Origin of the sequence: Pseudomonas sp. R4-39-08 (assembly GCF_003852275.1) — a bacterium.
GTDB lineage: Bacteria > Pseudomonadota > Gammaproteobacteria > Pseudomonadales > Pseudomonadaceae > Aquipseudomonas.
On record NZ_CP027733.1, the window covers coordinates 952,614 to 978,537 of the forward strand.

A 25,924-nucleotide genomic window follows, 5' to 3' on the forward strand; every position below is an offset into this window, starting at 1 on the left:
AACACTTAGTAGACGCCTGATTTAACAGGCCAAAAAGCTGATGGGAGAGGACTGAATGAGCAATGACGGCGTGAATGCAGGCCGGCGTCGCTTCTTGGTAGCAGCCACATCCGTGGTGGGTGCTGCAGGAGCGGTGGGGGCTGCGGTCCCGTTCGTGGGGTCATGGTTTCCCAGTGCCAAGGCGAAAGCCGCAGGTGCACCGGTGAAGGTGAATGTCAGCAAGATCGAGCCAGGGCAGCAGATGATTGCTGAATGGCGCGGCCAGCCGGTATTCATTGTTCGTCGTACCGAGGAAATCCTGGGGAATCTGAAAAAGATCGAAGGCCAGTTGTCTGACCCTAAATCCGAGAATTCCGACCAGCCCGCCTACGCCAAGAACGAAGTGCGTTCGATCAAGCCAGAGATTCTGTTGCTGGTAGGTCTGTGTACCCACCTGGGTTGCTCACCCACCTTCCGCCCGGAAGTCGCCCCTGTCGACTTGGGCAAGGACTGGGTCGGCGGTTATTTCTGCCCGTGTCACGGTTCCCATTACGACCTTGCCGGCCGTGTCTACAAGTCTCAGCCCGCGCCCCTGAACCTGCCGGTTCCTCCGCACACCTACGAAACTGACGATCTCATTGTCATTGGCCTCGATAAGGAGAACGCGTGATGAGCAAGTTCATGGATTGGGTGGATGCGCGTTTCCCCGCCACCAAGATGTGGGAAGACCATCTCAGCAAATATTACGCGCCAAAAAACTTCAACTTCTTCTACTTCTTCGGCTCCCTGGCGCTGCTGGTGCTGGTCAACCAGATCGTCACCGGTGTGTGGTTGACGATGAGCTACACGCCGTCTGCGGAAGAGGCGTTCGCCTCCGTCGAATACATCATGCGTGACGTCGAGTACGGCTCGATCCTGCGCCTGCTGCACTCCACCGGCGCGTCGGCGTTCTTCATCGTCGTCTACCTGCACATGTTCCGTGGCCTGCTCTACGGCTCGTACCAGAAGCCGCGCGAACTGGTGTGGGTGTTCGGCATGCTGATCTACCTGGCGCTGATGGCCGAAGCGTTCATGGGCTATCTGCTGCCGTGGGGCCAGATGTCGTACTGGGGCGCCCAGGTGATCATCTCTCTGTTCGGGGCGATCCCGGTGATCGGCAACGACCTGACCCAGTGGATCCGTGGTGACTATCTGATCTCCGGCATTACCCTGAACCGCTTCTTTGCCTTGCACGTTGTCGCCTTGCCGATCGTGATTCTCGGCCTGGTGGTGCTGCACATCCTGGCGCTGCATGAAGTGGGTTCCAACAACCCGGATGGTGTGGACATCAAGAAGCATAAGGACGAGAACGGCATCCCGCTCGATGGCATTCCATTCCACCCTTATTACACCGTGAAAGACATTGTCGGCGTGGTCGTGTTCCTGTTCGTGTTCTGCTCGATCGTGTTCTTTTTCCCGGAGATGGGGGGTTATTTCCTCGAGAAGCCTAACTTCGAACAAGCCAACGCGTTCAAGACGCCCGAGCACATTGCTCCGGTCTGGTACTTCACGCCGTTCTACGCAATCCTGCGTGCGATCCCCGACAAACTCATGGGCGTGATCGCCATGGGCGCGGCGATCGCGGTGCTGTTCGTGCTGCCGTGGCTGGATCGCAGCCCGGTCAAGTCCATGCGCTACAAGGGCTGGCTGAGCAAGATCTGGCTGTGGGTGTTCTGCATTGCATTCGTGATCCTGGGCGTGCTGGGCGTATTGGCGCCGACCCCTGAGCGCACGTTGCTGTCGCAGGTCTGCACCTTCCTGTACTTCGCCTACTTCATTCTGATGCCGTTCTACACCCGGCTCGAGAAGACCAAACCGGTTCCGGAAAGGGTGACTGGCTGATGAAAAAATTATTTGTTGCATTAGTGCTTGCGGCCCTGCCGCTTCTGTCTTTGGCTGCCGAGCATGGCGCGGAACTGGAAAAAGTCGACATCGACGTCGCCGATAAAGCCGCTTTGCAAGATGGTGCACGTACCTTTGCCAACTACTGCATGGGCTGCCACAGCGCCAAGTTCCAGCGTTACGAGCGGGTTGCCGATGACTTGGGCATCCCCCATGAGTTGATGCTGGAGAAACTGGTGTTCACCGGAGCCAAGATCGGCGACCACATGAACATCGGCATGAAACCGGCAGACGCCAAGGCCTGGTTCGGCGCAGCACCGCCCGACCTGACCCTGGTGGCGCGCGTGCGTGGCACCGACTGGCTCTATGGCTACCTTAAATCCTTCTACGAAGACCCCGCCCGCCCTTGGGGCGTGAACAACAAAGTGTTCCCGAACGTCGGCATGCCTAACGTTCTGGTCGGCCTGCAGGGGCGCCAAGTGGTAGGATGCAAGCAGGTCCAGGTCGTTGAAGACGGCAAGAAGCAATATGATCCGTTGACCGGCACGCCGCTGACCCATGAAGCGTGCGATCAACTGACCATCGTGCCCAAGACCGGTACGCTGAATGAAGAGCAGTTCGACGAGAAGGTCAAGAACCTGGCGACTTTCCTGGCCTACTCGGCCAACCCGGTCAAACTGCAGCACCAGCGCATCGGTACCTACGTCTTGCTGTACCTGGCTTTCTTCTTCGTATTCGCCTATCTGCTCAAACGCGAGTACTGGAAGGATGTGCATTGATCCAACCGTAAGCAATTGCTGTTAATCTTGCGCGCCCAGCGGCATCTCTGAACACGTAGCGTCGGTTGTTCCGGACGTTACAGAGATGCTCCCTGGGCGCGCTCGTTTTTGAGCTTTCGATAATTTCAACAAGCGAGGAGGACCGCCATGGGCGTGACCAACCGGTTGGCCTGTTACTCCGACCCCGCCGACCACTATTCCCACCGAGTACGCATCGTGCTCGCAGAGAAGGGTGTCAGCGCCGAGATCATCAGTGTAGAAGCGGGTCGTCAGCCGCCGAAACTGATCGAAGTGAACCCTTACGGCAGCTTGCCCACCCTGGTCGATCGTGACCTGGCGTTGTGGGAGTCAACCGTGGTGATGGAATACTTGGATGAGCGTTATCCGCATCCGCCTTTGCTGCCGGTGTACCCGGTGGCGCGCGCCAACAGCCGCCTGCTGATCCATCGGATCCAGCGTGACTGGTGCCGGCTGGTGGATGTGATTCTGGATTCACGCAGCAAAGAGCCGGCCCGTGTCGTGGCGCGCAAGGAATTGCGCGAAAGCCTGACCGGCGTTTCGCCGCTGTTCGCCGACAAGCCTTTTTTCCTCAGTGAGGAACAAAGCTTGGTGGATTGCTGCCTATTACCCATACTCTGGCGCTTGCCGATTATGGGCATTGAACTGCCGCGGCCTGCCAAGCCGCTGCTTGATTACATGGAGCGCCAGTTTGCGCGTGAGGCTTTCCAGGCGAGTCTGTCTGGTGTCGAACGCGATATGCGCTAAGGCTTAAGGAGCCGCTGATGAACTCCAGTCGACCCTACCTGGTCCGCGCGCTCTATGAGTGGATTGTGGACAACGATTGCACCCCGCACATGCTGGTCAATTCCGAATTTCCTGCGGTGCAGGTTCCGCAGGGTTTTGCCAGTGACGGACAGATTGTATTGAACGTATCGCCCAGTGCCGTGCGCCACCTGCACATGGACAACGAAGCGGTCAGCTTCGAAGGGCGTTTCGGCGGCGTGCCGCATACGCTGTTCGTGCCGATTGGCGCCATCCTCGGGATTTATGCCCGTGAGAATGGCCAAGGCATGGTGTTCGATCTGGAGTCGCCTTTCGAGGATGACGAAACGATCGAAGGCGAAGGCGGCGATGATGTGCCGCCACCCGATAACGAGCCACCGCGCCCTACGGGCCGGCCGAGCTTGAAAGTGGTGAAGTAAGCGGCTGTTGCCTTCGGGCGAGCCTGAAAAATGCCTCGGCGGTTGCCGGGGCATTTTTTTGCCTGCCGCGCAGAAGTGAAAGTCTCGACAGGAACGGTGATCGTACAACCGCCATGGGCTATGATGCGTCTTCAGTTCGCCGAGAAAGATGATCCATCATGGAAAACGCCAACGCCGCCCCACGTCTGCCCCGCAAGCGCCGCAGCCTTGCCCAGGAATTGGTCACGGTGTTGTCCGAACAAATCCGCGACGGCCAGCTCAAGCGTGGCGACAAGCTGCCCACTGAGTCGGCGATCATGGATGCCCATGGTGTGAGTCGTACCGTGGTGCGCGAGGCCATCTCGCGCTTGCAGGCGGCGGGGCAGGTGGAGACGCGTCACGGTATCGGTACGTTTGTATTGGACACGCCAAGCCCGAGCGGTTTCCGGATCGATCCGGCCACCGTGGTGACGTTGCGCGATGTGTTGGCGATTCTGGAGTTGCGTATCAGCCTGGAAGTGGAATCGGCAGGCCTGGCTGCCTTGCGCCGCAGTGACGAGCAGCTGGCGGCGATGCGTGCGGCCCTCGATGCCTTGAATGAAAGCGCGGCCCACGCGGGTGATGCGGTGGCATCAGACTTTGCGTTCCACCTGGAAATAGCGCTGTCCACCGGCAACCGTTATTTCACCGACATCATGACCCACCTGGGCACCAGCATCATTCCGCGTACCCGCCTGAATTCGGCGCGTCTGGCCCATGATGACCAGCAGCATTACATGGGACGCCTGAGTCGCGAACACGAAGAGATTTATGAGGCGATCGCGCGCCAGGATTCGGACGCGGCGCGTGCGGCGATGCGGTTGCATTTGACGAATAGTCGGGAGCGGCTGCGCCATGCCCATGAAGAGGCAGAGGCGCAGCGTGGGTAAAGTTGGGCTACGGGAATGGATTAGGGGACTGCTCCAGATAAATGACAATTTGGTTATTTACCTCGTCAAAAACCTTGCGCGTAACAATTTGTAAGCCAGCTATAGAATCGTTGACCTCGTCGCCAATTTGGGGCTCGTAATCCAGCGAGCGTGGCGTTTTACCTGCGGTGCTTACTTTAAAATTCTTACTCATGGGTCACCTCCAACGTTATGAGAAGTAGCGTGCCTCCAATACCGCACCGTCTCTAGACTCGTTCACACGGCGATCGGGAAGTCGAATCCAGGTTATGACTGAAAGTGAGTAGAGCACTACTGTCAGAATTGACAGTGGCGACAGACGGTTTATGCCGTGTGAGGCATTGAAAAAAAATTGGGGCTGCCTTGAGTACTGCGCTCACAGGTCACGGATTGCCCGCTCGATCTCTCAACTGACTTCCCACGTCAACCAGGCACCACTCAACTCCTCCCTAAGTGAACACTGACGATTTGCAGTTGACGAATCTTTTTATAGTTGTACGATGACGTACGACATCACCAAAACCAACAATAACCTTTCGACAGAAAGTCTTTACCCAGGGTGTTCGAATAATGAATCCACAAGAACTGAAGTCCATCCTCTCCCACGGTCTGCTGTCTTTTCCGGTGACCGATTTCAACGCCCAGGGTGACTTTCACCAAGCGGGCTATATCAAGCGTCTGGAATGGCTTGCCCCATACGGCGCCACCGCGCTGTTCGCCGCGGGCGGCACCGGTGAGTTTTTCTCCCTGGCCGCCAGCGAATATTCCCAAGTGGTGAAGACCGCTGTTGATACCTGCGCCACCAGCGTGCCGATTCTTGCCGGTGTCGGGGGCGCGACCCGCCAGGCCATCGAATACGCTCAAGAGGCCGAGCGCCTGGGTGCCAAGGGCTTGCTGCTGCTGCCGCACTACCTGACTGAAGCCAGCCAGGACGGGGTTGCCGCCCACGTTGAAGCGGTGTGCAAATCGGTCAAGATCGGCGTGGTGGTGTACAACCGCAATGTCTGCCGCCTGACCGCGCCGCTGCTCGAGCGCCTCGCCGAGCGTTGCCCGAACCTGATCGGCTACAAGGATGGCCTGGGTGACATCGAGTTGATGGTGTCGATCCGCCGTCGTCTCGGCGACCGTTTCAGCTACCTCGGCGGTCTGCCGACCGCAGAGGTTTACGCCGCTGCCTACAAGGCCCTGGGCGTGCCGGTGTACTCCTCGGCGGTGTTCAACTTCATCCCGAAAACCGCGATGGATTTCTACCACGCGATTGCCAAGGATGATCACGCCACTGTCTCCAGGATCATCGACGATTTCTTCCTGCCCTACCTGGACATCCGTAACCGCAAGGCCGGTTACGCCGTGAGCATCGTCAAGGCGGGTGCGAAAATCGCCGGCTATGACGCCGGCCCGGTGCGCACCCCGCTGACCGACCTGCTGCCGGAAGAATACGAAGCCCTGGCCGCGCTGATCGACAAGCAAGGCGCGCAATAACTTATCAACAAGGCCGCTGAGCAATCAGCGGCCTTTTGCGTCAGGAGAAGATTCGTGTCCCAAGCAAAACGTTTCGAGAACTACATCAACGGTGAATGGGTTACCGGCACCGACTACTGCACCAATATCAACCCGTCGGACCTTTCCGATGTGATTGGCGAATACGCCAAGGCCGATGTCGCCCAAGTCAACGCCGCTATCGAGGCCGCCCGCGCCGCATTTCCGGCCTGGTCCACCTCCGGCATCCAGGCGCGCCATGATGCGCTGGACAAAGTCGGCAGCGAAATCCTCGCCCGCCGTGAAGAGCTTGGCACCCTGCTGGCCCGGGAAGAGGGCAAGACCCTGCCCGAAGCCATCGGTGAGGTGACCCGCGCCGGTAACATCTTCAAATTCTTCGCCGGTGAATGCCTGCGCCTGTCCGGCGACTACGTGCCGTCGGTGCGCCCGGGCGTCAATGTAGAAGTTACCCGTGAAGCCCTCGGCGTGGTCGGCCTGATCACCCCCTGGAACTTCCCGATCGCCATCCCAGCGTGGAAAATCGCCCCGGCCCTGGCCTATGGCAACTGTGTGGTGATCAAGCCGGCCGAACTGGTGCCCGGCTGTGCCTGGGCCCTGGCCGACATCATTTCCCGCGCCGGTTTCCCTGCCGGGGTGTTCAACCTGGTGATGGGCAGCGGCCGTGTAGTGGGCGATGTGTTGGTCAACAGCCCGAAAGTCGACGGCATCAGCTTCACCGGTTCGGTGGGCGTGGGCCGTCAGATCGCCGTCAGTTGCGTGTCGCGCCAGGCCAAGGTGCAGTTGGAAATGGGCGGCAAGAACCCGCAGATCATTCTCGACGACGCCGACCTCAAGCAGGCAGTCGAGCTGTCGGTGCAGAGCGCGTTCTACTCCACCGGCCAGCGTTGCACTGCATCCAGCCGCCTGATCGTCACCGCCGGCATCCACGACCAGTTCGTCGCGGCCATGGCCGAGCGCATGAAGTCGATCAAAGTCGGCCACGCACTCAACAGCGGTACCGACATTGGCCCGGTGGTCTCCCAGGCCCAGTTGGACCAGGACATGAAGTACATCGACATCGGCCAGAGCGAAGGTGCGCGGCTGGTCAGCGGTGGCGGTTTGGTGACCTGCGATACCGAAGGCTACTACCTGGCGCCGACGCTGTTTGCCGACAGCGAAGCCGCCATGCGCATCAGCCGTGAAGAAATCTTCGGCCCAGTGGCCAACGTGGTGCGCGTGGCCGACTACGAGGCGGCGCTGGCCATGGCCAACGACACCGAGTTCGGTTTGTCGGCGGGCATTGCCACTACGTCGTTGAAGTACGCCAACCACTTCAAGCGTCATTCCCAGGCCGGCATGGTCATGGTCAATTTGCCCACCGCTGGCGTGGATTACCATGTTCCGTTCGGTGGCCGTAAGGGTTCGTCCTACGGTTCGCGTGAGCAGGGTCGCTATGCGCAAGAGTTCTACACCGTGGTGAAAACCAGCTACATCGGTTCGTAATACGCAACACAGACTCGCATCCCTGTAGGAGCGAGCTTGCTCGCGAAAAACTCAAGGGCACCGCGTGCATCCTGAATGCCCGCGTATTCGTTGACGCTTTTCGCGAGCAAGCTCGCTCCTACAGGGGGCGGCACACAACAAGACAATTACCCGCAAAAAAAATAATTAGTGGGAGTACTTCTACATGCAAGCGACCAAGCCGACCCACGTCCGCTATTTGATCCTGCTCATGCTGTTCCTGGTGACCACGATCAACTACGCCGACCGTGCAACTATCGCCATCGCCGGCTCCAGCCTGCAAAAAGACCTCGGCATCGACGCGGTCACCCTCGGTTACATCTTCTCTGCATTCGGTTGGGCCTATGTCGCCGGGCAAATTCCCGGCGGTTGGCTGCTCGACCGGTTCGGTTCGAAAAAAGTCTATGCCCTGAGCATCTTCACCTGGTCACTGTTCACCGTGCTGCAAGGCTACGTCGGTGAGTTCGGTATCTCCACGGCCGTGGTTGCGCTGTTCATGCTGCGCTTCATGGTGGGCCTGGCCGAAGCGCCATCCTTCCCGGGTAACGCGCGGATTGTGGCGGCCTGGTTCCCCACGGCCGAACGCGGTACGGCGTCGGCGATCTTCAACTCGGCGCAGTACTTCGCCACGGTGTTGTTTGCACCGCTGATGGGCTGGATCGTTTACCGCTTCGGCTGGCAGCACGTGTTTATCGTGATGGGCGCGATCGGCATCGTGTTCTCGCTGATCTGGCTGAAAGTTATCCACAGCCCGCGCCAGCACCCGATGATCAACACAGCCGAGCTCGATTACATCGCGGCCAACGGCGCGATGGTCGATATGGACCAAGACAAGGGCAAGGGTAAGAAAACCGACGGCCCGAAGTGGGATTACATCCGCCAGTTGCTGACCAACCGCATGATGCTTGGCGTGTACCTGGGCCAGTATTGCATCAACGGCATCACTTATTTCTTCCTGACCTGGTTCCCCGTGTACCTGGTGCAAGACCGTGGCATGACCATTCTCAAGGCGGGTTTCATCGCCTCGCTGCCGGCCATCTGCGGGTTTATCGGCGGCGTACTGGGCGGGGTGATTTCCGACTACCTGCTGCGCAAGGGCCATTCCCTGACCTTCGCTCGCAAGGCGCCGATCATTGCCGGCCTGCTGGTGTCCAGCAGCATCATTGCGTGTAACTACGTCGACGTTGAATGGATGGTGGTGGGCTTCATGGCACTGGCCTTCTTCGGCAAGGGCGTTGGCGCACTGGGCTGGGCGGTAGTGTCTGACACCTCGCCGAAACAAATCGCCGGCCTCAGTGGCGGCTTGTTCAACACCTTCGGTAACCTGGCGTCGATCACCACGCCGATTGTCATCGGCTACATCATCGCCACCACCGGTTCGTTCAAGTGGGCGCTGGTGTTCGTCGGCGCCAACGCGCTGGTGGCGGTGTTCAGCTACCTGGTCATCGTCGGCCCGATCAAGCGTGTAGTACTCAAAGAGCCGCCAGCCAAGGGCCCTGAGTTGACCAACCTAACCGAAGCGCATTCCTGAGGTTCGTGTGATGCAGTTGATTGAACATGCCGACTCGCCGCGCTCGATTCGTTTGCACGAGCGCGACAATGTAGTGATCGTGGTGAACGACCAGGGCGTCCCGGCCGGCACCGAGTTTCCGGACGGCCTGGTCACTGTGGAGTTCATCCCGCAGAGCCACAAGGTAACCCTGGAAGACATTCCCGAAGGCGGCCAGATCATTCGCTATGGCCAGACCATTGGCTACGCGCTGGCGCCGATCCCGCGTGGCAGCTGGGTGCAGGAAGACCAGTTGCGCATGCCCACCGCGCCGCCGCTGGACAGCCTGCCGTTGTCCACCGAGGTGCCTGAAACCCAGGCGCCGCTGGAAGGCTTTACCTTCGAGGGCTACCGCAACGCCGACGGCACTGTGGGCACGCGCAATATCCTCGGTATCACCACCACGGTGCAGTGCGTGACCGGCGTGCTGGACCATGCCGTCAAGCGCATCAAGGATGAATTGCTGCCCAAGTACCCGCACGTCGATGACGTGGTGGCGCTGACCCATAGCTACGGCTGCGGCGTGGCGATCACGGCCACGGATGCCTACATCCCGATCCGTACCGTGCGCAACCTGGCGCGTAACCCGAACCTGGGCGGCGAAGCCCTGGTGATCAGCCTGGGCTGCGAGAAATTGCAGGCCAGGCAAGTGATGCACGACAACGACAGCTCCGTCGACCTGAGCGAGCCTTGGCTGTACCGGTTGCAGGATTCCAGCCACGGCTTTATCGAGATGATCGAGCAGATCATGGCACTGGCCGAAGTGCGCTTGAAAAAGCTCGACCAGCGCCGCCGCGAAACGGTACCCGCGTCCGAGCTGATCCTGGGCATGCAATGCGGCGGCAGTGATGCCTTTTCCGGGATCACCGCCAATCCGGCGCTGGGTTATGCCTCAGACCTGTTGTTGCGTGCCGGGGCCACGGTGATGTTTTCCGAAGTGACGGAAGTCCGTGACGCTATTTACCTGCTGACGTCTCGGGCCCAGAGCAAGGAAGTTGCCCAGGAGCTGGTCAGGGAAATGGACTGGTACGACCGTTACCTGGCCAAGGGCGAGGCGGATCGCAGCGCCAATACCACGCCGGGCAACAAGAAGGGCGGGCTGTCGAATATCGTCGAGAAGTCGTTGGGCTCCATCGTCAAATCCGGCAGCAGCGCGATCAACGGCGTGCTCGGCCCAGGCGAGCGCGTCAAGGGCAAGGGCCTGATTTTCTGCGCGACCCCGGCCAGTGACTTTGTGTGCGGCACCTTGCAACTGGCGGCGGGCATGAACCTGCACGTGTTCACCACCGGGCGCGGCACACCTTACGGCTTGGCGATGGCGCCGGTGGTCAAGGTGTCGACGCGCACTGAGCTGGCGCAGCGCTGGCCAGACCTGATCGATATCGACGCCGGGCGTATCGCCACCGGGCGCGCGAGCATCGAAGAGCTGGGCTGGGAGTTGTTTCACTTCTACCTGGATGTGGCCAGCGGCAAGAAGCAGACGTGGGCGGAGCGGCACAAGCTGCATAACGACATCACCTTGTTCAACCCGGCGCCAATAACCTGAGACCGGGTCGCCTGCATCGGGGGCAAGTCGAATCGTCGCACCGCCCCTCCCACACTTGACCGCGTTCTAACGTTGAAATGCGGTCGAATGTGGGAGGGGCTTGCCCCCGATAGCGGTCTACCAGGCACCATCGAGCTGTATGGCTTATCATTAGCCAACTAACGACGCTCACCAAGGTTCCCCCGGCATGCTGGCAATCTTCCTCACCACGCTCACCATCACCGCGCCGGTGTTCGCCATGCTCTTCCTCGGTGTGCTGCTCAAGCGCATCCGCTGGATCAACGACAACTTTATCCATACCGCCTCGTCCCTGGTGTTCAACGTCACCATGCCGGCGCTGTTGTTTCTCGGCATCCTGCATGCCGACCTGCATTCAGCGCTCAAGCCGGGTTTGCTGATCTACTTTGCCGTGGCCACGCTGGTGAGCTTTGCCATGGCGTGGGGCTGGGCGATTCTGCGCTGCAAGCGCGAAGACCGGGGCATCTACACCCAGGGCGCGTTTCGTGGCAATAACGGGGTGATCGGCCTGGCGCTGGCTGCCAGCATGTACGGCGACTACGGTATCTCCCTCGGGGCGATCCTCGCGGCACTGGTGATCCTGTTCTACAACACCCTGTCGACCATTGTGTTGGCGGTGTACAGCCCGGTGATCAAGTCCGACCCATGGAGCATCTTCAAGAGTGTGGTGGCCAACCCGCTGATCATCAGCGTGTTCGTCGCGGCGCCGTTCGCCTATTTCCAGATCGGCCTGCCCGGCTGGCTGGAAAAATCCCTGCAGTACCTGGCCGACACCACCTTGCCGTTGGCGTTGATCTGCATTGGCGGCACCCTGTCCCTGGCGGCGCTGCGCAAGAGCGGCAAGATGGCATTGAGCGCGAGCCTGATGAAGATGGTCTGGCTGCCGGTGATCGCCACAGGGGGCGCGTGGTTGCTGGGCTTTCGTGGGCCGGAGCTGGGAATTTTGTTCCTGTACTTTGGCGCGCCCACGGCGGCCGCGAGCTTCGTGATGGCCAGGGCCGCCGAAGGCAATCATGAACTGGCGGCGGCGATTATCGTGATCACCACGCTGATGGCGGCGGTGACCACCAATATCGGGATCTTCGTCTTGCAGGCCGGTGGCTGGATCTAAGCTCTTTTCTGAGCGGTTATTGCGATTCCCTCTTGTGTTGGCGGTGCCAGGCGCGCAACGACGTGAACAACAGCCCCACCCCTAACGCCGGCAAGACGTAAAACAGCATCAAGTGTTCAAGCTTGGTGGCCAAGGGCATGCCGGTGGTAAACGCCATGACATGCAGGCCATACGCCAGGTACAGCCCCAGCAACACCAGGCCTTCTGCCCGCGTGACGCGGTAGCCGGTATAGAACACCGGCAGGCACAGGACGATGGCGCCGAGCATGACCGGCAGGTCGAAGTCCAGCGCGTTGGGCGAGACCGACAGCGGCGCAGGCGCCACCAGGGCGGTGAAGCCCAGCACGCCCAGCAGGTTGAACAGGTTGCTGCCGATCACATTGCCCACGGCAATCTCGCGCTCGCCACGCAGGGCGGCAATCAACGAGGTGGCGAGGCAGGGCAATGAGGTGCCAACGCCGATCAGCGTCAGGCCGATGACGCGCTCCGACAAGCCCAAATCGCCCGCCACCTCCACGGCCGCACCCAGCAGCAAATGCCCGGCCAGCACCAGCACCAACAACCCGCCGAGCATCAACAGCACGCTGCTCAGCCAGGGTGCCTTGGTCATGCTGGCCAGCGTGCGTGGGCGACGCGAGTGGCGCGTCTGGTAGTGCAGCACGCCGAGGTAGGCCAACAGCGCAACCAGCAGCACCAGGCCGTCGAACGGCGTCAGCGCCTCGTTGGCAGCCAGGACGAACACCAGCAGGCCGGCGACGATCATCACCGGAATATCCAGGCGCACCAAATGGCGCGACACCCGTAACGGAATGATCAGCGCGGACAGGCCCAGGGTGACGAGGATATTGAAGATGCTGCTGCCGATCACGCTGCCCACGGCAATATCGGTGTTGCCGGCCAGGGTGGCCTGCAGGCTGATGGCCATCTGTGGCGCGCTGCTGCCGAAGGCCACGATGCTCAGGCCGATGATCAACGGCCGCACCTTGAGGCTGGCGGCCAGGCGCACTGCGGCCCGCACCAGGATTTCCGCGCCGACGATCAACAGCAGCAAGCCGCCGACCAGTTCGAGCAGGCTCCAGGGTGAGAGGGCGTTCAATCCAAAAATGCTCAAGGCTGCCTCGATCAGTTGTTCAGGGCTTGCAGGCGAACCCGCGCGGTGCCGCTGCCGAGCATACGCAGTTGCTCGGCGGCCTTGCGTGAAAGGTCGATCAGGCGTCCACGGGTATGGGGGCCGCGATCATTGATACGCACCACCACAGACCGGTTGTTGTCGAGGTTGGTCACCTTGACCTGGGTACCGAAGGGCAAGCGCCGGTGGGCGGCGGTCAGGCCGTTCTGGTTGAACGCTTCACCGCTGGCGGTGCGTTTGCCATGGTGCTTGGCGCCGTAATAGGACGCGGTGCCGGTCTCGTCGTAGCCGTTGGGGTCGATGACGCCGCTGGCGCAACCGGTCAGCAGGGAAAAGACAGCCAGGAGGCCGAGTAGACGCTTCATTCCAGGTATTCCCGTATCAAATGTGGGAGGGGGCTCGCTCCCGATAGCGGTGGGCCAGTCACTGGTGTGTTGACCGAATCACCGCTATCGGGAGCAAGCCCCTCCCACAGGAGGTCCGAGTCGAGCATGAACACTCACTCGGTTCCTTCACCGCTATCAGCCCTCAAGCTTGCTTTTGAGCAATTCGTTGACTTGTTGCGGGTTGGCTTTGCCCTTGGACGCTTTCATCGCCTGGCCGACAAAGAAGCCGAACATCTTGCCGCGCTTGGCTTCGTCGGCTGCGCGGTATTGTTCGACCTGCTCGGCGTTCGCCGCGAGCATTTCATCGAGTACGGCCGAAATAGCGCCGCTGTCGGTGACTTGCTTGAGGCCACGCTTCTCGATGATGTCATCGGCACTGCCTTCACCGGCGGCCATCGCTTCGAACACGGTCTTGGCGATTTTGCCGGAGATGGTGTTGTCCTTGATGCGCAGCAGCATGCCGCCCAGTTGTTCGGCGCTCACCGGTGCTTCGTCGATTTCCAGGCCCTGTTTGTTCAACAGGCTGCCCAGTTCGACCATCACCCAGTTGGCCGCCAGCTTGGCGTCGCCGGCAATGCTCACGACCTTTTCGAAGTAGTTGGCTTGCTCACGGCTGGACGCCAAGACGCTGGCATCGTAGACCGACAGGCCGAACTGCGCCTGGAACCGTTCGCGCTTTTGCTGTGGCAGTTCCGGCAGGGTGGCGCGGATATCGTTGAGGAACGAGTCCTCCAGCACCACCGGCAGCAGGTCCGGATCGGGGAAGTAACGGTAGTCGTTGGCTTCCTCCTTGCTGCGCATGGCGCGGGTTTCGTCTTTGTTCGGGTCGTACAGGCGCGTTTGCTGGATTACCTTGCCGCCGTCCTCGATCAGTTCGATCTGGCGACGCACTTCGCTGTTGATCGCCTTCTCGATGAAGCGGAACGAGTTGACGTTCTTGATCTCGCAGCGGGTGCCGAACTCGACCTGGCCCTTGGGGCGGATCGACACGTTGCAGTCGCAACGCAGCGAGCCTTCGGCCATGTTGCCGTCGCAGATGCCCAGGTAGCGCACCAGCGCGTGGATTGTCTTGACGTAGGCCACGGCTTCCTTGGCGCTGCGCATGTCCGGCTCGGAGACGATCTCCAGCAACGGCGTGCCGGCACGGTTCAGGTCGATACCGGTGGCGCCGGGGAATTCTTCATGCAGGCTCTTGCCGGCGTCTTCTTCAAGGTGCGCACGGGTCACGCCGACACGCTTGATGGTGCCGTCTTCCAGCGGGATGTCCAGGTAGCCCTTGCCGACGATCGGCAGCTCCATCTGGCTGATCTGGTAGCCCTTGGGCAGGTCCGGGTAGAAGTAGTTCTTGCGCGCGAACACGTTGTGCTGGCCGATCTGGGCGTCAATCGCCAGGCCGAACATCACCGCCATGCGCACCGCTTCCTGGTTCAGCACCGGCAGCACGCCGGGCATACCCAGGTCGACCAGGCTGGCCTGGGTGTTGGGTTCTGCGCCGAACGTGGTGGCGCTACCGGAGAAAATCTTCGATTGGGTGGCGAGCTGGGTATGAATCTCCAGCCCGATCACAACTTCCCATTGCATAGTGTTCTCCTCAGAAGCCGGTAGGGGTGCGAGTGTGCCAGTCGGTGTTCAACTGGTACTGGTGCGCCACATTCAGCAGGCGGCCTTCCTGGAAATACGGGGCGAGCAATTGCACGCCCACCGGCAGGCCATCGACGAAACCGGCGGGCATGGACAAGCCCGGCAAGCCCGCGAGGTTGGCGGTGATGGTGTAGAGGTCTTCGAGGTACTCGGCGATCGGGTCGCCGGTCTTGGCGCCGATCTTCCAGGCCGGGTTCGGCGTGGTTGGGCCGAGGATCACGTCGACTTCTTCAAAGGCTGCCATGAAGTCGTTCTTGATCAGGCGGCGGATCTTCTGCGCCTTGAGGTAGTACGCGTCGTAGTAGCCAGCCGACAGGGCGTAGGCCCCGACCATGATCCGGCGTTGTACTTCCACGCCGAAGCCTTCGCCACGGGAGCGCTTGTACAGGTCGGTGAGGTCTTTCGGGTTTTCGCAGCGATAGCCGAAGCGCACACCGTCGAAACGCGACAGGTTGGAGGAAGCTTCAGCCGGGGCGATCACGTAGTAGGCGGGAATCGCGTGCTGGTTGTTCGGCAGGCTGATGTCCTTGATCACGGCGCCGAGCTTTTCCAGCTCCTTGATGCTGTTGTGCACCAAGTCGGCGATACGTGGGTCGAGACCGGCGCTGAAGTATTCCTTGGGCACGCCGATGCGCAGGCCCTTGAGCGACGTGTTCAGGCTGGCGCTGTAGTCCGGCACCGGCTCATCGATGCTGGTGGAATCCTGTTTATCGAAGCCGGCCATACCTTGTAACAATATCGCGCAGTCTTCAGCCGTGCGGGCCAGCGGGCCGCCCTGGTCGAGACTCGACGCGTAGGCAATCATGCCCCAGCGGGACACGCGACCGTACGTCGGCTTCAAACCGGTGAGGTTGGTGAAGGCTGCCGGTTGGCGGATCGAGCCACCGGTGTCGGTGGCCGTGGCGGCGGGCAGGAAGCGCGCGGCAACGGCGGCGGCCGACCCACCGGACGAACCGCCGGGTACGTGGTCCAGGTTCCACGGGTTTTTCACCGCGCCGTAGTAGCTCGATTCGTTGGCCGAACCCATGGCGAATTCGTCCATGTTGGTCTTGCCCAGGGTCACGGCCCCGGCGGTGGCCAGCTTGGACACCACTGTGGCGTCGTAGGGCGCCTTGAAGTTGTCGAGCATCTTCGAGCCGCAACTGGTGCGAATGCCCTGGGTGCAGAACAGGTCTTTGTGGGCGATCGGAGCGCCCAGCAGCGCGCCGTTCTCACCGTTGGCGCGACGCACGTCGGCGGCCTTGGCCTGGCTCAGGGCCAGCTCTTCGGTGAGGCTGATGAAGCTGTTGACCTTGGGATCCAGCGCGGCGATGCGCGCCAGCAGGGTCTTGGTCAGCTCTTCGGAAGAAAACGTTTTGTCGGCGAGACCGCGGGCGATCTCGGCCAGAGTCATGTGATGCATGAAAGGCTCTTTCCCTTTAGTCGATGACTTTCGGAACCAGGTACAGGCCGTTTTCGACCGCTGGCGCGATGGACTGGTAGGCCTCGCGGTTATTGCGCTCGGTCACGACGTCTGCGCGCAGGCGCTGACTGGCTTCCAGCGGGTGAGCCAGGGGCTCGATGCCGTCGGTGTCGACGGCCTGCATTTGGTCAACCAGCCCGAGAATGCTGTTCAGGGCTGCGGTGGTCTGTGGAAGATCGGCGTCATTGAGGCCAAGCGAGGCCAGATGCGCGATTTTTTCCACGTCGGAGCGTTCAAGCGCCATGGGATTCTCCAGTGGAAAACAGAACGGAAGGCGTCCGTGTGTTAGATTGTCGGAACACTACCGCATTTCTACGGTCATAAGGCCGCGATTGTGGGGGTTGGTGCACAGAAAGTCGGCCAATTTAGCACATTGGCGCCTTGCCCAAAATCCCTGTCGTTGTTAGAGTTTGCCGCACTTTTTTACCCACGCGTTGCCTAGGGTCCCTTTCCCATGTTCAAGAAACTGCGTGGCATGTTTTCCAGCGATCTTTCCATTGACCTGGGCACTGCCAACACCCTTATTTACGTGCGCGAGCGCGGTATCGTCCTGAATGAGCCATCGGTTGTGGCCATTCGGACCCATGGTAATCAGAAAAGTGTCGTTGCCGTTGGCACCGAGGCCAAGCGGATGCTCGGCCGAACACCAGGCAATATTGCTGCCATTCGTCCGATGAAAGACGGCGTGATCGCCGACTTCAGTGTCTGCGAGAAGATGCTGCAGTACTTCATCAACAAGGTTCACGAAAACAGTTTCCTGCAGCCCAGCCCTCGTGTGCTGATCTGCGTCCCGTGCAAGTCCACCCAGGTGGAGCGTCGTGCCATCCGTGAATCGGCCCTGGGTGCCGGTGCCCGCGAAGTGTTCCTGATCGAAGAGCCGATGGCCGCCGCAATCGGCGCCGGCCTGCCGGTTGAAGAAGCACGCGGTTCGATGGTGGTGGATATCGGTGGTGGTACCACCGAGATCGCCCTGATTTCCCTGAACGGTGTGGTGTATGCCGAATCCGTGCGTGTCGGCGGTGACCGCTTCGACGAAGCGATCATCACGTATGTGCGTCGTAACTACGGCAGCCTGATCGGCGAATCCACCGCCGAGCGCATCAAGCAGGAAATCGGCACCGCTTACCCGGGCGGCGAAGTTCGCGAAGTCGATGTTCGCGGCCGCAACCTGGCCGAAGGCGTGCCACGTGCCTTCACCCTGAACTCCAATGAAGTGCTGGAGGCTCTGCAAGAGTCCCTGGCCACCATCGTTCAGGCGGTGAAGAGCGCCCTGGAGCAGTCGCCGCCGGAGCTGGCTTCCGATATCGCCGAGCGTGGCCTGGTACTGACCGGTGGTGGCGCCTTGCTGCGCGACCTCGACAAGTTGCTGGCCCAGGAAACCGGCCTGCCGGTGATCGTCGCCGAAGACCCGCTGACCTGCGTGGCGCGTGGCGGTGGTCGTGCACTGGAAATGATGGATAAACACACCATGGACCTGCTCTCCAGCGAATAAGCTTGCCTGGATGGTTCATGCTCGGCCGGCAGGCAGCACTTTGCAGTGCTGCCTGCTGGCGTTTATCTTCTTCAATCTGCATCCAGGCCGGTTTGATGCCGTATGAATAAAGAGAACATTTGCCTGGGAGGAGCGGCCTATTAAACCGCTCTTCGCCAAAGGCCCCTCATTGGGCGTGCGCTTGTTGGTGCTGACCGTGCTTTCGGTCGCGCTGATGGTGGTCGACGCCCGTTTTGCGCTGCTCAAGCCTGTGCGTAGCCAGATGTCGCTGGTGTTGATGCAGACTTACTGGATCACCGACCTGCCGCAACGTCTCTACCAGGGCGTGGCCAGCCAATTCGGCAGTCGCACCGAGCTGATTGCCGAGAACGAAAAACTCAAGACCGAAAACCTGCTGTTGCAGGGTCGCATGCAAAAGCTCGCGGCCCTTACCGAGCAGAACGTGCGGCTGCGCGAGTTGCTCAACTCTTCGGCATTGGTCAACGAAAAGGTCGAAGTGGCCGAGTTGATCGGCATGGACCCCAACCCCTTTACCCATCGCATCATCATCAACAAGGGTGAGCGCGACGGCGTGGTCCTCGGCCAGCCGGTGCTCGATGCCCGTGGCCTGATGGGCCAGGTGGTTGAATTGATGCCCTACACCTCGCGCGTCTTGCTGCTGACCGACACCACTCACAGCATTCCGGTGCAGGTCAATCGCAACGGTTTGCGCGCGATTGCCAGCGGCACCGGTAACCCGGAACGCCTGGAGTTGCGGCACGTGGCCGATACCGCCGACATCAAGGAAGGCGACCTGCTGGTCAGCTCCGGCCTGGGTCAGCGTTTCCCGGCGGGCTACCCGGTGGCGACGGTCAAGGAGGTCATCCACGATTCCGGCCAGCCGTTTGCCATTGTGCGTGCCGTACCGACCGCCGCGCTGAACCGCAGCCGCTATCTGCTGCTGGTGTTCAGCGATAACCGCACCCCGGAAGAGCGCGCCAATGACGCCGCGCAGGCCCAGGAAGCGGAAGACAAGCAGAACGGCACCGCGCCTGTGATTCCCGCCACCGTGCCGAAACCGGCGTTCGTGGGGCCACCGGCGCCTGCGGTCGTACCCGTAACCGCAGCCCCCGCCGCCACACCGACCAAGCCGGCTGCACACAGCGCACGTCCGGCGAAACCGGCGGCGACCACCGCGCCTGCCGCCAGGCCTGCGACAACCGCCCCGGCCACCACGCGGCAGAGGGAGGAATAATGGCCAGTACTCATTCGCGCAATGGCTGGATTGTCTGGCTGACCTTCGCCATCGGCCTGTTGCTCAGCGTTTCACCGCTGCCACAATTCATGGAAATCCTGCGCCCGCTGTGGCTGGCGCTGCTGCTGGCGTTCTGGTCGTTGAACCTGCCGCACAAGGTAGGCATGGTCACGGCGATGTGCCTGGGCTTGGCGGAGGATGTGCTCTATGGCACCTTGCTCGGCCAGAATGCGTTGATACTCACCCTGATTACCTTCCTGGTGCTGTCGTTGCAGCAGCGCTTGCGCATGTTCCCGATGTGGCAGCAGTGCCTGGTGATCCTGGTGATCTTCGGCCTGGCGCAGTTGGTTCAGCTCTGGCTCAGCGCCCTGACCGGCAATCGCCAGCCTACTCTCGCGCTGGTGTTGCCGGCCCTGGTCAGTGCATTGCTGTGGCCTTGGGTCAGCTTTGGCCTGCGCGGGCTACGTCGTCGCTACAAAATCAATTGACGGATTGCGAGGCTCTGCCTGGTTACCGAACCCTACAGGGAGAGTCTGCAATGAATGTGCTTTATCTGGCCTCGGGCTCCCCGCGGCGACGTGAGTTGTTGACCCAGATCGGTGTGCCTTTCACCGTGGTCAGCGCCGCCATCGATGAAACGCCTCTTATTGACGAAACCCCCGTCGCCTATGTCGAGCGCCTGGCTCGAAGCAAGGCAGCGGCGGGTCTGGCTGCGCTCGAGCACAGCGCAGGCATCTGCGTGTTGGGTGCCGATACCGCTGTGATCGTGGATGGCAAGATTCTTGGCAAACCGGTGGATCAGGCCGATGCCTTGGCGATGTTGATGGCGTTGGCGGGGCGCGAGCATGAAGTCCTCACGGCCATCGCCGTTACCGACGGCCAGCGCTGTGAAACCCGATGTGTAAGCAGTCGCGTGGGGTTTCGTGAGATTTCTGTCCAGGAGGCTACGACCTACTGGCACAGTGGCGAACCCCAGGACAAAGCCGGCGGCTATGCTATCCAGGGGCTGGGCTCGGTGTTCGTGAGCGGGCTCAATGGCAGCTATTCCGCCGTAGTCGGCCTGCCGGTGTGCGAAACCGCGCAACTGCTCGGCCAATTCGGCATACCCTGCTGGCAAAACCTTACCGCGCGCTGAACGCCTCTACTTGCGCGCCAAGCCATAAGCGATCGGTCACTATTGTGAAAACGCCTGAACGAGACCCAGCCATGAGTGAAGAGATTCTGATCAATATCACGCCGATGGAATCGCGCGTGGCGGTGGTAGAGAACGGTGTTCTGCAAGAAGTGCATGTGGAGCGCACCCAGAAGCGCGGGATCGTCGGCAACATCTATAAAGGCAAGGTGGTGCGCGTATTGCCGGGCATGCAGGCGGCGTTCGTCGACATCGGCCTGGACCGCGCCGCCTTCATCCATGCTTCGGAAATCTCGCTGCGTGAAGGCCCGGCGGTGGAAAGCATCAGCGCTCTGGTGCACGAAGGGCAGAGCCTGGTGGTGCAGGTCACCAAGGACCCCATCGGTTCCAAGGGCGCCCGGCTGACTACCCAACTGTCGATTCCGTCGCGGTACCTGGTGTATATGCCGCGCACGGCCCATGTCGGTATTTCCCTCAAGATCGAGGATGAGGCCGAACGCGAGCGCCTGAAGAAGGTGGTCAGCGACTGTGTAGCTGCCGAGGGCATCAAGGAAGCCGGTGGTTTTATCCTGCGCACCGCCGCCGAGGGTGCGGGCGCCGATGAAATCCTGATGGATATCCGCTACCTGCGGCGTCTGTGGGACCAAATCGCGGCGCAGATTCAGACCATTGGCGCGCCAAGCGTCATCTATGAAGACCTCGGCCTGGCGTTGCGTACCTTGCGCGATCTGGTCAGCCCGAAAATTGAGAAAATTCGCATCGACTCGCGGGAAACCTTCCAGCGCACCACGCAATTTGTCGCCGAGCTGATGCCGGAAATTGCCGACCGCCTCGAGCACTATCCGGGCGAGCGGCCGATCTTCGACCTGTATGGCGTCGAAGACGAAATCCAGAAAGCCCTGGAGCGCAAGGTCCCGCTCAAGTCCGGTGGCTACCTGGTGGTGGACCCGGCAGAAGCCATGACCACCATTGACGTCAACACGGGCGCGTTCGTGGGGCACCGCAACCTCGAAGAGACCATCTTCAAGACCAACCTCGAAGCTGCCACGGCGATTGCGCGCCAACTGCGCCTGCGTAACCTGGGCGGCATCATCATCATCGACTTCATCGACATGGAAGACGCAGAGCACCAACGCCAGGTACTGCGCACCCTCGAAAAACAGCTGGAGCGCGATCACGCCAAGACCAACATCATCGGCATCACTGAGCTGGGCCTGGTGCAGATGACCCGCAAGCGCACCCGCGAGAGCCTTGAGCAAGTGCTGTGCGAACCCTGCAGCAGTTGCCAGGGCCGGGGTAAATTGAAAACCCCGGAAACGGTCTGCTACGAAATTTTCCGTGAAATCCTACGGGAGGCACGCGCCTATCAGGCCGAAGGTTATAGAGTGCTCGCCAACCAGAAAGTGGTCGACCGCCTGCTCGACGAAGAGTCGGGCAACGTCGCCGAACTGGAGGGGTTTATCGGGCGCACTATTCGTTTTCAGGTCGAAACCATGTATTCCCAGGAACAATACGACGTGGTGCTGCTCTGATCCCCATTCGTTTTTCTTTTCCGAGATCGACAGGCAATGATCTGTCGTCCGACTACCGCTTTGAGGGTCGCCTGACATGGAGCGTCTGATACGCTTTTTTGCCGCTTTGACCCGTTGGGGGCTGGGCCTGTGTGCCTTGCTGCTGGTATTGGCTGCGGTGTACGTGAGCCTGGGGCGTGAATTGACCCCGCTGGTGGCCGAATACCGCGCTGAAGTCGAAACCAAGGCCCAGGCTGCGGTGCAGATGCCGGTACATATCGGTAGCCTCGAAGGCCGTTGGAGTGGCTTTGCGCCGGTATTGCTGGCCCACGACGTGATGGTCGGCGAGGGCAGCAGTGCGTTGCGCCTGGACCAGGTCGAGGTGGTGCCCGACCTCTGGGCCAGCCTGATGGCCCGTGAAGTGCGCATCGCCCATCTGCAAGTCAGCGGCGTGCAGTTGAGCGTCAAGGAAGACCAGGACGGTCGCTGGACGCTGCAGGGCTTGCCGTTACATGACAGCCCGTCACTGGACCCGCAACAACTGCTCACCCGTATGCAAATGGTCAAGCGCGTCTCGGTGCTCGACAGCCAGGTGACCTTGCAACCGTTCGACCGGGCGCCGGTGACCGTGACGTATGTGGGCCTGAGCCTGCACACCGGTATGGCCCGGCAACGCCTGGACGCGCGCCTGACGTTACCCGACGGCCAACCGCTCGCCCTGAGCCTGCGCAGCCGTATACGCGCCAGCCAATGGAAAGACGCTGAGGTCGAGGCCTACCTGAGCCTGCCTCAAAGCGACTGGGCCAAGTGGATTCCGTCCCGGCTGACCCAACAATGGAAGCTCACCCAGCTCAAGGCCGGCGGTGAGTTCTGGCTCAACTGGGCCAACGGCACCGTGCAAAGCGCGGTGGTGCGCCTCAATTCGCCGGAGGTAAAGGGCAGCTATGCCGAGCGTCAGCCGGTGCATATCGAAAACCTGGCCCTGACCGCGTATGTGCAACGCAGCGACAGCGGCCTCAAGGTGCTGTTGGATTCGCTGGCGATGAACATCGGCGAAACCCGTTGGGAATCGCGCATGCAACTGCAGCAGAGTCTGGCCACCGATGACGCCCAGGAAGTGTGGAAGCTTCAGGCCGATCGGCTCGACCTGACCCCCATTACGCCATTACTCAATGCCCTGGCGCCGCTGCCGGAAGGGTTCGCCAAGGCTGTCGAGCACCTGAAAGCCACCGGCTTGTTGCGCAATGTGCTGGTGGACTTTCGCCCCCAGGACACCACCGATCAAAAAGTCAGTTTTGCCGCCAACCTCGAGCGTGTCGGTTTTGACGCGTACTTCGGCGCGCCGGCTGCGCGCAATGTGTCCGGCAGCATCAGCGGCGACCTGGGCCATGGCGAATTGCGCATGGACAGCAAGGATTTCTCCCTGCACCTGTTCCCGATCTTCGCCAAGCCATGGCAATACATTCAGGCCAATGCGCGCCTGACCTGGACGTTGGACAAGCAGGGCTTCACCCTGATCGCGCCGTATATCAAGGTGCTGGGGGAGGAAGGCAAGGTCGCGGCGGATTTCCTGATTCGCCTGCATTTCGACCATAGCCAGGAGGACTACATGGACCTGCGGGTCGGCATGGTCGATGGCGATGGTCGTTTTACCCCCAAATATTTACCGGCAGTGCTGAGCCCGGCGCTGGATGAATGGTTGCGCACGGCGATCCTAAAAGGCGCGGTAGACGAAGGTTTTTTCCAGTACCAGGGCTCCTTGAGCCACAACGCGGTGCCGGCTTCGCGCAATATCAGCCTGTTCTTCAAGGTGCATGATGCCGAGCTGGCCTTCCAGCCGGGTTGGCCCCATGTGAACAAGGTCGATGGTGAGGTGTTCGTCGAGGAGAGCGGCGTGCGCATCCTGGCCAGCAAGGGCCAATTGCTCGATACCCAGGTCAAGGACGTCTACGTCAATATCCCTCACGCGCCGGCCGGCAAGGACAGCCACCTGCTGCTCACCGGCGGATTTTCCGGTGGTTTGGGCGACGGTTTGAAAATCCTCCAGGAAGCCCCCATCGGCACCGCATCCACCTTTGCGGGCTGGAAGGGCGAGGGCAACCTGCAAGGCAGTCTGGACCTGGACGTGCCCCTGGCCAAAGGCACCGAGCCTAAGATCGTGGTCGACTTCAAGACCGATAAAGCGCGCCTGCAACTGGCGGAGCCCACCCTGGACCTGACCCAGCTCAAGGGTGACTTCCGTTTCGACAGCGCCAAGGGCCTGAGCGGGCAGAATATTTCGGCCCAGGCGTTCGACCGTCCGATCACCGCGCAGATTTTTGCCGAGGGCACACCCGGCAATATCAACACCCGCGTTATCGCCAAGGGGCAGGTGACGGTCAAGCGGCTCACCGACTGGTTGAAAATCAGCCAGCCGCTGCCGGTGTCCGGCGATATTCCGTACCAGTTGCAAGTGATCCTGGATGGCGCGGACAGTCAGTTGATGGTCAACTCCAATCTCAAGGGCGTCGCGGTGGACCTGCCGGCGCCGTTTGGCATGCCGGCGAGCCAGGGCCGTGACAGCACGTTCCGCATGACCTTGCAGGGTGCTGAGCGGCGTTACTGGTTTGACTACGGTGAGCTGGCGAACTTCACGTTTGCGGCGCCGCCGGACAACTTCAATGAGGGCCGCGGCGAATTGTTCCTTGGCGATGGCGATGCAGTGTTGCCCGGCGCGAAGGGCTTGCGCATTCGCGGGGTGCTATCCGAACTTGACATCGACCCGTGGAAACAACTCGCCAACCGTTACGCCGGTAACGATCCGGGCGGCAATGCCAAGCAGCTGCTCAGTGGCGCTGATTTCAAGGTAGGCAAGCTGACCGGTTTCGGTACTCGGTTCGATCAGGTCAAACTGCAACTGGATCGCAAGCCCGTGGCCTGGGGCCTGCAGTTCGACAGCCAGCAAGCCAAGGGCACGGTCAACCTGCCGGACGCCAAGGGCGCACCTATCGCAATCAACCTGAAGTACGTGAAGCTGCCTGCGGTCGACCCCACCGTACAGGCGGACGAGAACGCGCCGGACCCGTTGGCCGATATCGATCCTAAGGATATTCCGGCATTGGATATCGCCATCGATCAACTGTTCCAGGGCCCGGACCTGGTGGGCGCGTGGTCGCTGAAAGTCCGGCCGACCGCCAAGGGCCTGGCCTTCAACAGCCTGGACCTGGGCCTCAAGGGCATGCAACTCAATGGTGCCGGCGGTTGGGAAGGCGCGCCGGGGGCCAGCAGCAGTTGGTACAAAGGGCGATTGGACGGCAAGAACATTGCCGACGTGCTCAAAGGCTGGGGCTTTGCGCCCACGGTAACCAGCGAGGACTTCCACCTGGACGTGGATGGCCGCTGGCCCGGTTCGCCCGCCTGGGTTGGGCCCAAGCGGTTCTCCGGTAGCCTGGACGCAGCGTTCCGTAAAGGCCAGTTCGTGGAAGTGGAAGGTGGCGCCCAGGCACTTCGGGTGTTCGGCCTGCTTAACTTCAACTCCATCGGCCGTCGTTTGCGCCTGGATTTTTCCGACTTGCTCGGCAAGGGCCTGAGCTATGACCGGGTCAAGGGCTTGCTCGCGGCCAGTAACGGCGTGTTCGTGACCCGTGAGCCCATCACCATGACCGGGCCATCCACCAACCTTGAACTGAACGGCACCCTGGACCTGGTGGCGGATCGCGTCGATGCCAAGTTGCTGGTGACGCTGCCGGTCACCAACAACCTGCCCATCGCGGCATTGATTGTCGGCGCGCCGGCCATTGGCGGCGCGTTGTTCCTGATCGACAAGCTGATCGGTGACCGGGTATCGCGCTTCGCCAGCGTGCAGTACACCGTGCAAGGCCCGTGGAAGGACCCGAAAATCACCTTCGACAAGCCATTTGAAAAGCCAAACTGAGAGGCTGTGGAGTAGCATGGCCCCATGCCCTTT

At 61.0% G+C, this 25,924-nt stretch carries 23 protein-coding genes; 17 read left to right on the plus strand and 6 right to left on the minus strand.

From position 1 onward, the window contains the following. The first annotated feature begins 55 nt into the window (after positions 1–55). The 6 genes from petA (at position 56) to C4J88_RS04160 (ending at position 4,749) form a co-directional block, all read left to right on the plus strand. A complete protein-coding gene (petA, locus tag C4J88_RS04135; RefSeq protein WP_034118089.1) occupies positions 56–649 on the plus strand; it encodes a ubiquinol-cytochrome c reductase iron-sulfur subunit in 594 nt (197 codons plus the stop codon). Then, positions 649–1,860, plus strand: a complete 1,212-nt coding sequence (locus C4J88_RS04140) for a cytochrome bc complex cytochrome b subunit (protein ID WP_003171746.1) — start codon at positions 649–651, stop codon at positions 1,858–1,860. The genes petA and C4J88_RS04140 overlap by 1 nt, the downstream gene beginning before the upstream one ends. Further along, complete coding sequence (locus C4J88_RS04145; RefSeq protein WP_124406279.1) at positions 1,860–2,639, plus strand: cytochrome c1; 780 nt, start codon at positions 1,860–1,862, stop codon at positions 2,637–2,639. Before C4J88_RS04140 ends, C4J88_RS04145 begins: the two co-directional genes overlap by 1 nt. A 147-nt stretch (positions 2,640–2,786) precedes the next feature. After that, positions 2,787–3,404 carry a glutathione S-transferase N-terminal domain-containing protein gene (locus C4J88_RS04150; RefSeq protein WP_124361287.1) on the plus strand — a complete coding sequence of 206 codons (618 nt, stop codon included), beginning with the start codon at positions 2,787–2,789 and terminating at the stop codon, positions 3,402–3,404. Positions 3,405–3,421: 17 nt separating this feature from the next. After that, the gene (locus tag C4J88_RS04155) at positions 3,422–3,841 is read left to right on the plus strand and encodes a ClpXP protease specificity-enhancing factor (RefSeq protein ID WP_124361288.1); all 420 of its coding nucleotides are present in this window, start codon (positions 3,422–3,424) and stop codon (positions 3,839–3,841) included. 158 nt (positions 3,842–3,999) lie between these two features. After that, positions 4,000–4,749: a FadR/GntR family transcriptional regulator gene (locus C4J88_RS04160; protein ID WP_016971564.1), complete on the plus strand. Its 750-nt coding sequence runs from the start codon at positions 4,000–4,002 to the stop codon at positions 4,747–4,749. A gap of 7 nt (positions 4,750–4,756) precedes the next feature. On the opposite strand, the gene C4J88_RS04165 is transcribed toward C4J88_RS04160, so the two are convergent. Next, positions 4,757–4,942 (minus strand): hypothetical protein, encoded by a 186-nt coding sequence (locus C4J88_RS04165; protein ID WP_124365823.1) that lies wholly within the window; start codon positions 4,940–4,942, stop codon positions 4,757–4,759. A gap of 395 nt (positions 4,943–5,337) precedes the next feature. On the opposite strand from C4J88_RS04165, the gene kdgD reads away from it, so the two are divergent. From kdgD to C4J88_RS04190, 5 genes are all read left to right on the plus strand, one after another. After that, positions 5,338–6,249 carry a 5-dehydro-4-deoxyglucarate dehydratase gene (gene kdgD, locus C4J88_RS04170; protein WP_057724545.1) on the plus strand — a complete coding sequence of 304 codons (912 nt, stop codon included), beginning with the start codon at positions 5,338–5,340 and terminating at the stop codon, positions 6,247–6,249. Between the two features lie 54 nt (positions 6,250–6,303). Then, positions 6,304–7,749: an aldehyde dehydrogenase family protein gene (locus C4J88_RS04175; protein WP_124369652.1), complete on the plus strand. Its 1,446-nt coding sequence runs from the start codon at positions 6,304–6,306 to the stop codon at positions 7,747–7,749. Positions 7,750–7,933: 184 nt separating this feature from the next. Beyond that, complete coding sequence (locus tag C4J88_RS04180; protein ID WP_124406280.1) at positions 7,934–9,298, plus strand: MFS transporter; 1,365 nt, start codon at positions 7,934–7,936, stop codon at positions 9,296–9,298. Positions 9,299–9,308: 10 nt separating this feature from the next. Beyond that, complete coding sequence (gene garD, locus C4J88_RS04185) at positions 9,309–10,862, plus strand: galactarate dehydratase (RefSeq protein WP_124406281.1); 1,554 nt, start codon at positions 9,309–9,311, stop codon at positions 10,860–10,862. A gap of 187 nt (positions 10,863–11,049) precedes the next feature. Further along, positions 11,050–11,991, plus strand: coding sequence for an AEC family transporter (locus C4J88_RS04190; RefSeq protein WP_124361294.1), 942 nt, complete (start codon positions 11,050–11,052; stop codon positions 11,989–11,991). 16 nt (positions 11,992–12,007) lie between these two features. On the opposite strand, the gene C4J88_RS04195 is transcribed toward C4J88_RS04190, so the two are convergent. The 5 genes from C4J88_RS04195 to gatC form a co-directional block, all read right to left on the minus strand. Beyond that, positions 12,008–13,063, minus strand: coding sequence for a calcium/sodium antiporter (locus C4J88_RS04195; RefSeq protein ID WP_177412937.1), 1,056 nt, complete (start codon positions 13,061–13,063; stop codon positions 12,008–12,010). A 50-nt stretch (positions 13,064–13,113) separates the two neighbouring features. Next, a complete protein-coding gene (locus C4J88_RS04200; RefSeq protein WP_124365828.1) occupies positions 13,114–13,485 on the minus strand; it encodes a septal ring lytic transglycosylase RlpA family protein in 372 nt (123 codons plus the stop codon). Between the two features lie 156 nt (positions 13,486–13,641). Continuing rightward, positions 13,642–15,087, minus strand: a complete 1,446-nt coding sequence (gene gatB, locus C4J88_RS04205) for an Asp-tRNA(Asn)/Glu-tRNA(Gln) amidotransferase subunit GatB (protein WP_124406282.1) — start codon at positions 15,085–15,087, stop codon at positions 13,642–13,644. Between the two features lie 10 nt (positions 15,088–15,097). Next, positions 15,098–16,549, minus strand: a complete 1,452-nt coding sequence (gatA, locus tag C4J88_RS04210) for an Asp-tRNA(Asn)/Glu-tRNA(Gln) amidotransferase subunit GatA (RefSeq protein WP_124406283.1) — start codon at positions 16,547–16,549, stop codon at positions 15,098–15,100. 16 nt (positions 16,550–16,565) lie between these two features. Next, positions 16,566–16,853 (minus strand): Asp-tRNA(Asn)/Glu-tRNA(Gln) amidotransferase subunit GatC, encoded by a 288-nt coding sequence (gatC, locus tag C4J88_RS04215; protein ID WP_005784804.1) that lies wholly within the window; start codon positions 16,851–16,853, stop codon positions 16,566–16,568. A 210-nt stretch (positions 16,854–17,063) separates the two neighbouring features. Here gatC and mreB point away from each other — a divergent pair, with 210 nt between their 5' ends. The 6 genes from mreB to C4J88_RS04245 all read left to right on the plus strand — a co-directional run bounded on the left by mreB (position 17,064) and on the right by C4J88_RS04245 (position 25,891). Then, positions 17,064–18,101 (plus strand): rod shape-determining protein MreB, encoded by a 1,038-nt coding sequence (gene mreB / locus C4J88_RS04220; protein ID WP_002555108.1) that lies wholly within the window; start codon positions 17,064–17,066, stop codon positions 18,099–18,101. A gap of 187 nt (positions 18,102–18,288) precedes the next feature. Beyond that, on the plus strand, positions 18,289–19,335 hold the full coding sequence (mreC, locus tag C4J88_RS04225; protein ID WP_372238009.1) for a rod shape-determining protein MreC: 1,047 nt from the start codon (positions 18,289–18,291) through the stop codon (positions 19,333–19,335). Next, positions 19,335–19,823 (plus strand): rod shape-determining protein MreD, encoded by a 489-nt coding sequence (gene mreD / locus C4J88_RS04230; RefSeq protein ID WP_124361299.1) that lies wholly within the window; start codon positions 19,335–19,337, stop codon positions 19,821–19,823. The genes mreC and mreD overlap by 1 nt, the downstream gene beginning before the upstream one ends. A 50-nt stretch (positions 19,824–19,873) precedes the next feature. Next, the gene (locus C4J88_RS04235; protein WP_124406285.1) at positions 19,874–20,470 is read left to right on the plus strand and encodes a nucleoside triphosphate pyrophosphatase; all 597 of its coding nucleotides are present in this window, start codon (positions 19,874–19,876) and stop codon (positions 20,468–20,470) included. 71 nt (positions 20,471–20,541) lie between these two features. Continuing rightward, positions 20,542–21,999 carry a ribonuclease G gene (gene rng / locus C4J88_RS04240; RefSeq protein ID WP_124361301.1) on the plus strand — a complete coding sequence of 486 codons (1,458 nt, stop codon included), beginning with the start codon at positions 20,542–20,544 and terminating at the stop codon, positions 21,997–21,999. 76 nt (positions 22,000–22,075) lie between these two features. Further along, a complete protein-coding gene (locus tag C4J88_RS04245; RefSeq protein ID WP_124406286.1) occupies positions 22,076–25,891 on the plus strand; it encodes a YhdP family protein in 3,816 nt (1,271 codons plus the stop codon). Positions 25,892–25,924: the final 33 nt, after the last annotated feature.